This window comes from Paenibacillus sp. MMO-58 (assembly GCF_037146255.1).
Taxonomy (GTDB): Bacteria; Bacillota; Bacilli; order Paenibacillales; family Paenibacillaceae; genus Pristimantibacillus.
Genome location: NZ_JBBCVY010000004.1, coordinates 23,991 through 35,994 on the forward strand (window position 1 = coordinate 23,991; position 12,004 = coordinate 35,994).

At 53.8% G+C, this 12,004-nt stretch carries 11 protein-coding genes; 8 read left to right on the forward strand and 3 right to left on the reverse strand.

All coding sequences use genetic code 11. The annotated features are described in order from the left end of the window. Window positions 1-8 precede the first annotated feature (8 nt). The 4 genes from WFJ73_RS13760 to WFJ73_RS13775 all read left to right on the forward strand — a co-directional run bounded on the left by WFJ73_RS13760 (window position 9) and on the right by WFJ73_RS13775 (window position 4,458). On the forward strand, window positions 9-917 hold the full coding sequence (locus tag WFJ73_RS13760; protein WP_336774009.1) for a D-alanine--D-alanine ligase: 909 nt from the start codon (window positions 9-11) through the stop codon (window positions 915-917). Between the two features lie 22 nt (window positions 918-939). After that, window positions 940-2,109: an aminotransferase class I/II-fold pyridoxal phosphate-dependent enzyme gene (locus WFJ73_RS13765; protein ID WP_336773618.1), complete on the forward strand. Its 1,170-nt coding sequence runs from the start codon at window positions 940-942 to the stop codon at window positions 2,107-2,109. A gap of 789 nt (window positions 2,110-2,898) precedes the next feature. Beyond that, entirely contained in the window at window positions 2,899-3,789 is an 891-nt protein-coding gene (locus WFJ73_RS13770) for a DUF72 domain-containing protein (protein ID WP_336773619.1), read from the forward strand. 39 nt (window positions 3,790-3,828) lie between these two features. Continuing rightward, window positions 3,829-4,458, forward strand: a complete 630-nt coding sequence (locus WFJ73_RS13775) for a DUF2306 domain-containing protein (RefSeq protein WP_336773620.1) — start codon at window positions 3,829-3,831, stop codon at window positions 4,456-4,458. 23 nt (window positions 4,459-4,481) lie between these two features. Here WFJ73_RS13775 and WFJ73_RS13780 read toward each other — a convergent pair whose 3' ends face one another. The 3 genes from WFJ73_RS13780 to WFJ73_RS13790 all read right to left on the reverse strand — a co-directional run bounded on the left by WFJ73_RS13780 (window position 4,482) and on the right by WFJ73_RS13790 (window position 6,308). Beyond that, window positions 4,482-5,024, reverse strand: coding sequence for a hypothetical protein (locus tag WFJ73_RS13780; RefSeq protein ID WP_336773621.1), 543 nt, complete (start codon window positions 5,022-5,024; stop codon window positions 4,482-4,484). A 48-nt stretch (window positions 5,025-5,072) separates the two neighbouring features. Beyond that, window positions 5,073-5,618, reverse strand: coding sequence for a hypothetical protein (locus tag WFJ73_RS13785; protein WP_336773622.1), 546 nt, complete (start codon window positions 5,616-5,618; stop codon window positions 5,073-5,075). Between the two features lie 63 nt (window positions 5,619-5,681). Next, complete coding sequence (locus WFJ73_RS13790) at window positions 5,682-6,308, reverse strand: TetR/AcrR family transcriptional regulator (RefSeq protein WP_336773623.1); 627 nt, start codon at window positions 6,306-6,308, stop codon at window positions 5,682-5,684. A 289-nt stretch (window positions 6,309-6,597) separates the two neighbouring features. Here WFJ73_RS13790 and WFJ73_RS13795 point away from each other — a divergent pair, with 289 nt between their 5' ends. The 4 genes from WFJ73_RS13795 to WFJ73_RS13810 all read left to right on the forward strand — a co-directional run bounded on the left by WFJ73_RS13795 (window position 6,598) and on the right by WFJ73_RS13810 (window position 11,976). Further along, window positions 6,598-8,052 (forward strand): 4-hydroxyphenylacetate 3-hydroxylase family protein, encoded by a 1,455-nt coding sequence (locus WFJ73_RS13795; protein WP_336773624.1) that lies wholly within the window; start codon window positions 6,598-6,600, stop codon window positions 8,050-8,052. Between the two features lie 36 nt (window positions 8,053-8,088). After that, window positions 8,089-9,252 (forward strand): FMNH2-dependent alkanesulfonate monooxygenase, encoded by a 1,164-nt coding sequence (gene ssuD, locus WFJ73_RS13800; protein ID WP_336773625.1) that lies wholly within the window; start codon window positions 8,089-8,091, stop codon window positions 9,250-9,252. Between the two features lie 18 nt (window positions 9,253-9,270). Continuing rightward, window positions 9,271-10,359: a dimethylsulfone monooxygenase SfnG gene (gene sfnG, locus WFJ73_RS13805; protein WP_336773626.1), complete on the forward strand. Its 1,089-nt coding sequence runs from the start codon at window positions 9,271-9,273 to the stop codon at window positions 10,357-10,359. Between the two features lie 132 nt (window positions 10,360-10,491). Then, window positions 10,492-11,976, forward strand: a complete 1,485-nt coding sequence (locus tag WFJ73_RS13810) for an APC family permease (protein ID WP_336773627.1) — start codon at window positions 10,492-10,494, stop codon at window positions 11,974-11,976. Window positions 11,977-12,004 lie beyond the last annotated feature (28 nt).

The window sequence follows — 12,004 nt, forward strand, 5'->3', positions numbered from 1 at the left end:
ACAACATGATGAAAATCGGCGTTATTATGGGCGGCATCTCGTCCGAAAGAGAAATTTCGTTATTAACGGGGCAAGAAATGATCGCGAATCTGGATCGCAGCAAATACGAAGTGGTGCCGATCGAGATTAACACGAAACGCGACTTGATCGATAAAACAGCCGGTATCGATTTTGCGCTGCTCGCTCTTCACGGTAAATACGGCGAAGACGGTACGGTGCAGGGTACGCTGGAATCGCTGGGCATTCCTTACTCCGGCTGCGGCGTGTTGTCGAGCAGCGTAAGCATGGATAAAGAGCTTGCGAAAAAGCTGATCCGCTTTGACGGCATCCTGACGGCCGATTGGATTAATGTCGCCAGCATGGAGGAGCTTGCCGCGGCAAACGTGGAGCGCCTTGGCCTGCCGGTTGTCGTAAAGCCGAATTCGGGCGGCTCGAGTATTGCTACGCGTCTGGTCAAAACGAAGGAAGAAATCGCGGAAGCGGTAGAGGAAGCTCTGAAATGGGATGACTCCGTGATGATCGAGCAATTCGTTGGCGGGGAAGAAATCACGTGCGCCGTGCTGAACGGCAAGCTGCTTCCAATCGTATCGATTAAAGCCAACTCGGAGTTCTTCGATTTCGACTCCAAGTACCAGGATGGCGGAGCGACGGAAGAAGTGATCGAATTGCCGGCTGATGTGCAAGCCCGCGTCGAAGCGTCTGCGCTTGGCTGCTACAAGTCGCTGAAGTGCAGCGTGTATTCGCGTATCGATATGATCATTAAAGACGGAGTTCCGTACGTTCTGGAAGCGAACACGCTGCCGGGTCTGACGAAGAACAGCTTGCTGCCGAAGGCGGCTAAAGCGGCTGGTATCAAGTTCAACGAGCTGCTTGACTACATCATCGATTATTCTCTTGAGGAACGCAAAGAGAAATAATCGGCCAGGGAGAGGATTAACCATGTTGACGACGAGCACATGGGTGACGCCGCTAGTCCGCGATTTGCCGCCATCGGGCATTCGCAAATTTTTTAACGCGGCTGAGGGAAACAAGGAAATCATATCGCTAGGGGTTGGGGAACCCGACTTCGCAACGCCTAAGGCGGCCAGAGAGGCCTGTATCCGTGCGCTTGAGCGGGGCCGGACGATGTATACGCCTAACGAAGGCCTTATGGAGCTTCGGGAGGAGATTGCAGCGTACTTGGACAAAAGCTTTGGTGTCAGCTACGAACCGGCCGCGGAAGTGCTGGTTACGGTAGGCGGCAGCGAAGCGATTGACCTGGCGATGCGGGCGCTTCTTGAGCCCGGCGATGAAATGATTATTCCGGTACCCGGTTACATTGCTTATGCGCCGATCTGCAAGCTGAACGGAGGGGTGCCCGTTGAACTGGAGATGACGGCCGCCCAGTCGTTCAAGCTGACGGCAGATGCGCTGAAGCAGGCGATAACTCCCCGTTCCAAGGTGCTCTTCGTCAACTTCCCTAGCAATCCGACCGGAGCGGTTATGTCCTACGAGGACTGGCTGCCGATTACGAAGCTTGTGGAAGAGCATAACCTCATCGTATTGTCCGATGAGATCTATGCGGAGCTGACTTACGAAGGCAAGCATGTCAGCTTCGCTTCCTTGCCGGGGATGAAGGATCGGACGGTAGTGATCAGCGGCTTCTCCAAAGCTTTTGCGATGACGGGAATGCGGGTTGGCTACGCATGCGGCGGTCAAGAGCTGATCGCGGCGATGACCAAGATCCATCAGTATACCGCTCTCTGCGCACCGATTGTTGGCCAGGTTGCCGCCATCGAATGTCTGCGCAGCTGCATGGAGGATAAGGACGAGATGGTGGAGGCGTTTAATCAGCGGCGGCGGATGTTCGTAAAAGGCTTAAGCGAGCTTGGTCTCGCTTGCCGGGATCCGCAAGGTGCGTTCTACGCTTTTCCGTCCATAGCTGCAACCGGGCTCAGCTCGGAGCAGTTCGCTACGCGGCTGCTGCAGGAAGCGAAGGTAGCGGCAGTGCCCGGCTCCGTATTTGGCCGGGGCGGCGAAGGCTTTATCCGCTGCTCGTATGCTTCCTCGACATCGAATCTGTCGGAGGCGCTGGAGCGCATCGGCCGCTGGATGCGGACAGTGATGTAAAGAGCGTGAGCCTCGGGCTGTCTCTCGCGCGGCAGGCTGGCAATAGGCCAGCCTGACGTTTTGCGTCTTTAATTGGGCGCACGTTGCTGTACTAGATGCAGCATATGCGCCTGATATGGCGCATGCAGTATATGCGCCCGATATGGCACTCCGGAGCGTGGTATGCTGCATGGAATGCAACATACGGACCAGTTCAAGCAGTGAGCGCCGTATATTGCATAGAATGCAGCATATGCGCCTGATATGGCGCTCCGGAGCGTGGTATGCTGCATGGAATGCAACATACGGACCAGTTCAAGCAGTGAGCGCCGTATATTGCATAGAATGCAGCATATACGCCCGATATGGCGATCCGGAGCACCGTATGCTGCACGGAATGCAACATACGGACCAGTTCAAGCAGTGAGTGCCATATACTGCACAGAATGCAGCATATACGCCCGATATGGCGATCCGGAGCACCGTATGCTGCACGGAATGCAGTATATTGGTCTCGATGGGCTCATTTAGGCCGTTTCGGACGGGATATCCTGCATATTGTGCAGGATATCCCGGGCCTTCGAGCGAAAATGCAGCAATATACTGCAAAACGTGCAATAGGGGATTGACCGCCGGCGTGCGGGCAGCGTCTATGTACACTAGTAAACAGGTTGTTCAGGCGAATGAGTCCACTTGGGCCGGTTCGCCGGAATAACCTGTTTTTGCGTCTATCGCAGCGGGTATTTGCAGAATACGGAGCAGGTATGATAGGTTGGAGAAACATAGTTTAGTTGGAGAGTTGGTGATTCTATGCCTATCCATATCGGGCTTGCGGGCTGGGGAGACCAGGACGCGCTGTACGGCCCAAACGTAAAAGCAAAAGATCGTTTGAAGGAATACGCGAAGCATTTCCCGCTGGTCGAGGTGGACAGCAGCTTCTATGCGATACAGCCTCCGGAGAGGTTCGCCAAGTGGACGGAGGAGACGCCGGAGTCGCTGCATTTTATCGTCAAGGCGTATCAAGGTATGACCGGACATCAGCGTGGTCCTGCTGCAGCGGCTGCTGCGAATGATCCGGACAGCACGTTTGCGGCCTTTTGCGACTCGATTATGCCGGTGATGGAAGCGGGGCGCCTCAGAGCGGCTTTGTTCCAGTACCCGCCGTGGTTCGACTGTACCCGGGACAACGTGCGTATTCTGCGGGAAACGAAGCGTCGTATGGAAGGGATCCCCGTCGCTCTCGAGTTCCGTCATCAAAGCTGGTTCACCGAGGAGTACCGGGAGCGTACGCTGGACTTCATGCGCCAGGAGGGCTGGGTGCATAGCGTATGCGACGAGCCGCAGGCGGGTCTAGGGTCGATACCAACCGTGCTCGAAGCGACGGATGAAGCCATGACGGTTGTCCGGTTCCACGGCCGTAACGCCAGCGGCTGGAACCAGGGCGGAGCGCCGAACTGGCGGGATGTCCGGTATTTGTATCGCTACAATTCGGACGAGCTGCGGCAATGGGCGGAATACCTTCAACAGCTGCAGCAGCAAAGCGAGCATATTTGCGTGATCTTTAACAATAACTCCGGCGGCGATGCGGCGGATAACGCGAAGCAGATGATGGCGCTGCTCGGACAATTGAGGCCGGACGGCCGGGATCCGCTGGAGCCGCGCGAGGAACCGCCGCAATATGAGCAGCTTGATCTTTTTTAACCAACTTACCTAAAGAGAAAGCATGAAAGAGGCAGTCCCTTGAAAAATAGAAGAACGCTGTATATCCTCACGATTGCCGTATCTATCGGATTTATCGGATATACGACCTTTACGAATTTTATCTACGATCCCGAAGCGAGCCGCTTCCTGCGACATAAGACCGGATTGAAGCATGTGTCGCTATGGTTAACTATAATGGATGTGCACATTGTGGCTGCTTGCGCGGCCATGATTGCCGGACTTATTAACTTCTCCAAACGGATAAGAGAGCGCAGCGCCAAGCTGCATCGAATACTCGGCTATACTTACGTGCTGGCTGTGGCCATTGTTGATCTGACCTCCGGTTATATGGCTCCGTCCTCTACAGGCGGAAGAGTCAACAGTATTGCGTTTAATTTTATCAACATGATTTGGCTTGTTATCACCGTAATTGCGGTTGTGAAAATCCGTAAAGGAAAAGCGGTGGAGCACCGCAAATGGATGATTCGAAGCTATGTATTTGTATTCACCAATTTGTTCACCCACCTGATTACCGCAGCCCTGCACAATGGCATCGGGATGGATTATACGTTGAGCTACACGATCTCCATATACAGTTCAATCGTGCTGCTGCTTTTGCTGGGGGAGGCTGTCATCCGCGCAAACAAAATAAAACCGGAACTGTCTTGAGATCTCAGTTCCGGTTTTTTATTTTAATCGATTTTGGTCACAGTTAGAGAACTTGAACTATTTCTAACTTCACCGGTGGTATTGCTGACGATATACATCTGTATCGAGTCATTCGTATTCAACAAAAGTAGAATGTTGCTGCTCAGCGTCAAAACGTGGCTGGTACCGAGTTCCGGGACGCGATACTGCAGCTGCCCAACCGTTAAAGTTGTATTCCCATTAATGGAATACCGAATCAAGATATCTCCTCCATCACTGCTGCCATTACTTACAATACTGGAAAAAGAAATAGCGTATACCCCTGCGCTATTTACCGTAATGGAATTATCGCTAAGGCTGAGAGATGTTCCGGATGAAAAACCTAAGGTATCGAATGCAAGGAAGGTTCCTGCTGGCGCCGCATGTGACGAGTTGGCATATAACGAACCGTATACCGGGCTATATCCGGCTCCGGGAGGACCCGCCGGCCCTTGAATACCCTGCGGCCCTGGAGAACCAGGCGGTCCTGCCGGCCCTGTTAGACCGGTTAGCCCTGTAAGTCCCGTTTGCCCCGTTTGCCCGCTCATGGCATCACTCCTGAAAGAGAATTAAAAAAGGAAAATGGTCGTAATCATTTATCCGATTTTAGTGACGGTGAGGACGCTGTTCCGATAATCAGACTGAACCAAAACACTAGCAATATAGATTTGAACGGTACTATTTGCATCTAGAAATACCTGAATGGAACTAGATAAATTCAATCTCCGGCTGCTGCCCAGATTCGGAACTCTATACTGAAGCTGGCCAATAGTTTGTGAAGTATCCCCGTTAACGGAAAAGCGAAGCAATAGCCCGCTAGCATCATCGGAGTCATTCCCTGCATCCGTAGTAAACGTGAGGTTGTAAACTCCCGGACTAGTTATTCTAATTAAGCTGTTGCTCAAGTCTAAAACCGTTCCGGATGACGGACCCATCGTATCGAAAATGAGGAAAGTTCCCGCAATAGCTTCGTGTGTACCGGAATATAACGAACCGTATACCGGGCTATATCCAGCTCCGGGAGGACCTGCCGGCCCTTGAATACCCTGCGGCCCTGGAGGACCAGGAGGACCTGCCGGCCCTGTTAGACCGGTTAGCCCTGTAAGTCCCGTCTGCCCCGTTTGCCCTGTTTGTCCGCTCATAACATCACTCCAACTTTTTTTACAGTTATATGCAATTCGAAAGTTGTATCATGATTTTTAATGCTAATTTTTCAAAAAACCCATCGCATCATACGCGCCAAGAATGGACATGCGGGTAAGCTGCAGCGCCATATGGCGGGAAGAGTAGACCATCCGCTGCTCCAGCCATTTGCGAGCCATATGGAAGGTCGAGAAGCTGATATAATCAAGCAGCAGATCAAGCGGGACGGACTGTTTTTGATCCATGCTGAGCGCCGTAATGCGGGCGTAGAAGGTATCGCGGATGACGCCGAGCAGGGAAGCCGCATAATCGGCACTGGCTGTTGCCGGATTAATCCTGGTCAGAAGAACCCGGTAGAACGTTTCATTTTCTTCGATATGGCTGAACAGAAGGACGAAAAAAGGATCGGGCGCGTTAAAATCCGGTATGTAAGTTCCGTCCCGGTCAGTATCAATAAGCGCGGTTAGCTGATTTAATTTATCCTTCACCATATGGTCGAGCAAATCGAATTTATCGCTGTAATAGGCGTAAAAGGTAGAGCGGTTTACGTTGGCCCTCTCCGTTATATCCTTGATGACAATTCCCTCGATATCCTTCTCCAGCAGCAAGGCCAGAAACGCCTCCGAAATAAATTGCTTGGTCCTTGCGATTCTTCGGTCCGTGATCAATTGGTTTTGTTGGACAGGCATGCCTCATTTCCCTCCAATCAGACATTTTCTATAAAAGTGTTGGGTATCCAACTTCCGAGCAAGCAAGAGAGGTTCGAAGCTTACTTAAAGTCGGCCGGACAATTGTACGCGGTTTGTGCGGATATCGGTTTCTAATCCTACAAAATGGTCGAAAGTGTTGATTTAACAACGTTTCAGGCATAAATAACGGTTGCTGCAAAATGATTATTAGCTATCATAATAAACAAAACCGATTAAATCAATTGGGATAGTTAAATTTTTATTCTCACGATGAAAAGGGGAGGTTCGCTTGCGAGGAGAGGCTTTTCTTCAGAGCTTAAATGACGGCCGAAAAATATGGCTGGAGGGCATCCAGGTGCAAAACGTGCCTGCGCATGCGGCATTCAAGGGAACGCTCGATACGATTAGGCAGCTGTTCAATATGCTGGATGATCCGGCCGTCCAAGGCAGCGTCGGTTACAAAGTGGAGAGCACGGGGCGTTATGCCCACAGCTCCTTCCTGGTTCCCTACACGAGGGAGCAGCTTGCGCAGCGCAGCGGCTCCTTCAACCGCTGGTCGCATGAAACGCATGGCATGATGAGCCGCTTGTCGGACTATGCGAGATCGCTTGTTACCGGCTGGTACGCTGCCCGGGATGAACTCGCTCAGCTGGATCCGTTATTCAAGGAGAAAATTACGCGTTATTACGAGGAAGCCCGTGACAAGGATCTGTTCCTGACGACGGCGATTATCGATCCGCAGATCGACCGTTCCAAAAATTTGGACGATGACCGGATCGCCGAGCGCTTCCTGCATGTCGTTAAGGAAACAAGCGAAGGAATCGTCGTCCGCGGCGCCAAGATGATTGCGACAGGCGCGCCATATACGCATGACTTTATCATCTCGTCCTTCCTGAAGTTCGAAACGGCGAACCGGAGCCATGCGCACGTGCTGATCGTGCCGGCCAATTCGCCGGGACTGCATATCGTTTGCAGGGAATCCTTCGCAAGCGCCAGCGAGCGGAATCATCCGCTGAGCGCGAATTACGACGAGATGGACGCGGTGCTCTTCTTCGACGACGTGCTGATTCCTTGGGAACGGGTGCTGCTGTACGGCGACGCGCAGAAGGTGCTTACTCTGCGGGCCAACAAAACAGCCAATGCGCTGGCGTTCCATCAGAACATCGTCCGCTATGTCGCCAAGCTGGAGTTTGTGACCGGCGTGGCCTTTGCCGTTACCGAATCGATTGGCGCGCAAGGCTTCCTGCATGTACAGGAAAAGCTAGGCGAGCTGCTGACGCAGATCGAAGTGATTAAAGCGCTTGTTATTGCATCGGAGGCGCAGGCGAAGCCGGATAAATCGGGCGTGCTTGTGCCGGAGATGTCCTATATCGATACCGCACGCAATATCGGGACGAGATTTTATCCCCGCGCGATCGAGATTTTGCAGCAGGTGGGCGGAGGAGGCTTCGTTCAGGCGCCCTCCGGCATCGAAGACTTCTATGGCCCGCTCGCGGACTTGATGCACAAATATTATGAAGGCGCGACGGTCAGCGCGGAGAAAAAAGTGCAGCTGCTCAAGCTGGCCTGGGATCTGATCGGCAGTCCGCTTGGATCGCGTCATGAGCTGTATGAACGGTTTTACGCAGGCGATCCCGTACGCGGCTATGCCAATCAGTTCCTTAGCTTTGAAAAGGAACGTCTCACCGCACCGGTATGGGATTTGCTGAAGAAGGCAAGCAAGGACGGCAAGACGCTGGTGTAGGGTTTGAGTTTGGAGAATGGATGGAGGATGAAAACAATGGAATTATTCTGGTTTATTCCGACGCATGGCGATGGACGATACCTCGGTACAAGCGAAGGAGCAAGAGCGGTCACGTACAGCTATTGCAAGCAAATCGCGCAAGCTGCCGATGAACTGGGCTATGGCGGCGTTCTGCTGCCAACCGGCAAATCCTGCGAGGATGCCTGGATTGTTGCTTCGACGCTAGTGCCCGTAACGGAACGGCTGAAGTTTCTGGTTGCCGTTCGTCCAGGTTTAACGCTGCCGACGGTAGCGGCGCGGATGTCCGCTACGCTCGACCGCTTCTCGAAAGGCAGACTGCTCATTAACGTTGTAGCGGGCGGCGATCCGGTAGAACTTGCTGGCGACGGTCTGTTCCTTGACCACGACACGCGTTATGAATTGACGGATGAATTCCTTCATATCTGGCGCAAGGAGCTGGAAGGCGAAAGCGTGGACTTCGAAGGAGAACATCTGAAGGTAGAAGGCGGCAAGGTGCTCTATCCGCCCGTGCAGAAGCCTTATCCTCCGCTCTATTTCGGCGGTTCGTCCGAAGCGGCAATGGACGTGGCGGCCGATCATGTGGACGTCTACTTGACCTGGGGCGAGCCTCCTGCAGCCGTAAAGCAGAAGGTCGAGAAGATGCGGGCGCTGGCAGCGGCCAAAGGACGCCAGCTGAAATTCGGTATCCGGCTGCATGTCATTGTTCGTCCGACTGAAGAGGAAGCTTGGCGGGCTGCCAATGAACTTATTGAAAATCTGGATGAAGAGACTATTGCTTCGGCGCAGAAGATATTCGCGCGCATGGACTCGGAAGGCCAGAAACGGATGAGCCAGCTGCATAACGGCGATCGTTCGCGGCTTGAAATCAGCCCGAACCTGTGGGCAGGCATCGGTCTTGTGCGAGGCGGAGCGGGGACGGCTCTTGTCGGCAGCGCCGAGCAGGTTGCGGAGCGGATCAAGGAATACGCGGAGCTGGGTATCGAGACGTTTATTTTATCCGGTTACCCGCATCTGGAAGAGGCATACCGGACCGCCGAGCTGCTATTCCCATTGCTGCCGCTGGCGAAGCGGAGCGGCGAAGGCGACCGAGCTTTCATCAGCCCGTTTGGCGAAATGATCGCAAACAACGAGCTTCCCGGACGCGCGCCGAAGGCAGAAGCGGCTGTTTCCGGCAAATAAGCGAAAGGGGATTGGAAGATGAGCGCAATTGAATTTGGCTATTGGGCCCCCCTCGAGGACGGCGGGCTGCTGGCGACAAAGCTGCCGCAGCGGACCAGCTCCTCCTTTGAGGCGAATATACGGTACGCAGAGCAGGCGGAGCGCACTGGCTTTGATCATATGCTGCTGCCGACCAGGTTCGTAGCCAGCAGCGATTCGGAGAATCAGTGGGAATCTCTTACCTTCGCGGCGGCGCTGGCGGTGAAGACGCGGAAGCTGGGACTGATTGTTGCGGTAGCCTCGGGTCTTATCCCTCCGGCGATTGTAGCGAAGATGATGACAACGATTGATCATCTAAGCGGCGGCCGGGCAGCCATTAACGTTGTAAGCGGCTGGCTCAAGGATGAATACATCGCGCTTGGCCAGCCTTGGCTGGACCATGATGAGCGGTACCGCCGCTCAGAGGAGTTCATCCGCGTGCTGCGAGGGTTGTGGACGGAAAATCAGGCAACTTACGCGGGAGATTTCTTCCGGCTTCGCCAGGCGGATTTCAAGCCAAGACCCGTGCAAGTGCCGGGACCAACCATCTACCAGGGCGGCAATTCTAAAGCGGCGAAGCAGATGGCCGGACGCGTATCGGATTACTATTTTATGAACGGCAATACGCTCGAAGGGCTTAAGAAGCAGATCGATGAGGTCAGAGGTTATGCCGCTGATAACAACCGCAAGATCAAGTTTGGCGTAAATGCCTTCGTCATCGTGCGGGATACGGAGGAGGAAGCACGGCAGGCGCTGCGCGACATTATTTCAAATGCCGATTCGGCAACGGTAGAGGCCTTCCGCGAGCAAGTGAAGCATGCCGGACAATCGTCGGGCGACCGCGACGGCATGTGGGCGAACTCGACGTATGAGGATCTCATCCAGTTCAACGACGGCTTCAAGACCGGGTTGATCGGGACGAAAGAGCAAGTGGCAAAGCGGATTCTCGAGCTGAAACGGATCGGCATCAACCTGGTGCTGACAGGTTTCCTGCATTACGACGAAGAGCTGGCGTTATTTGGGGAGCAAGTCATCCCGCTTGTGCGTCAGCTCGAGCTGGAAGAGAGCGTCAGCGCTATCGGCCGGTAATACCGGCGCGCGTGAACAATGGAATAACGATAGATCCGATCGGACGACCGAAGGCTCTCTCCTATCCTTTTGCAGGAATACGCGAGAAGTCTTTTTTTTGTTGTCTATTAACGATCGGGAGGAATGGAATTTATGAGTTCATTGGAAAAAGAAACGGTGTCAACCTCGAGGGCGTTAGAGCCAAGGCGGAGTTTGACAGAGCCGGAATCAACGGCGGTCAAACTCTCGCCCAAGCGAAAGCTGACTTTGGTTGATGCCATTGGTTCAACCTTGGCGCAAATGGCGCCCGCGGCGGCTATTTATTACGGTCTTCCGGTTATCTTCCTGGCGACCGGCGTCGGTTCGCCGCTTACGCTACTCTTATCGGCCGTGGCGATTATTATCGTCGGGCTCAGCCTAACCCGTTTTTCGGCCAAACATCCATCCAGCGGCTCGCTGATCAAATATATCGGCATGTCGTTTGGCGGAGTGACGGGCACGGCTTCTTCTATCGTGTTTATCGCGGGTACGGTGTTCCTGGCCGCATCTGCTTTTATCGAGCTTGGCGGCTGGACCGCGGACTCGCTGGCGTTATACGGCATTCATATTCATTGGGCGATCCCGACGGTCGTCCTTGGCGTCCTGATCTGGGGGCTGACGATTATCGGCATCGACCGCTCGACCAAAATCGCAAGCATTGCGCTTGTCATCGAAGTGCTAGTGCTGCTTGGCGTGTCGGTCTATATCCTGCTTGATCCGCCTAACGGCTTATCGGCTAAGCCGTTTGTCCCTTCCTCGGTAACGGACGGTCTTGCAGGCGTGGGGCTTGGTTTCCCGCTGGCGATATACCTGTTCATCGGCTTCGAGAATTCGGCTGCTCTGGCGGAAGAAACGCAAAATCCAAAGCGCAACGTCAAGCGCGCCGTTCTGATCAGCATCGCGATTATGACGGTGTTCTATCTGCTTGTCAGCTATGCCGTTATCGCGGGCTTTGGCAACAACAACGATGAGCTCGTGAAAAGCACGAATCCGTTCATAACGCTGGCAGATCGTTATTTGGGCGATTTCTCGTTCCTGGCGGTTATCGCCGGATTTACGAGTATCGTCGGCATGACGATCGCCTGCCTGAACGGCTTCTCGCGGATCGTCTTCAACTCGGCACGCGAAGGGCTGATTACCTTAAAGCTCAGCGCGGTCTCCAAATGGCAGACCCCTGCCGGCGCCTTGTCGCTGCTTAGCGGCCTAGGAATCGTATTCGCGCTGCTGTTCGGTTTTGCCGGCGATACATGGGTAACCGGCTTCGGGTATCTCGGAACGATCGGCACGATTCCGCTGCTGCTTATTTATGCGCTGCTTAATATTGCGGTTATCGTGTATCCGAACGAAGAGCTAAACGCGTTCCAGCGCTACGTGCTTCCGGTGCTTGGCGTAATCAGCATCGCGCTTCCGATCTGGGCGATGATTCAGCCGGGACAGCCGAAGCCGGTCAGCTACTTCCCTTGGGTCATTTTTGCTATCGTACTCATCAGCTTGGCTTATGCCTGGTTCCGGGTAAAACGCGATCCCTCGCTGCCTGCCCGCGTTGGCGCCGCAGCCGAGCCATCCGGAGAATACGAGGCGAAAGCTTCATCGATATAAAAGGGTAAAGACGAGTTATTAAGGAGGG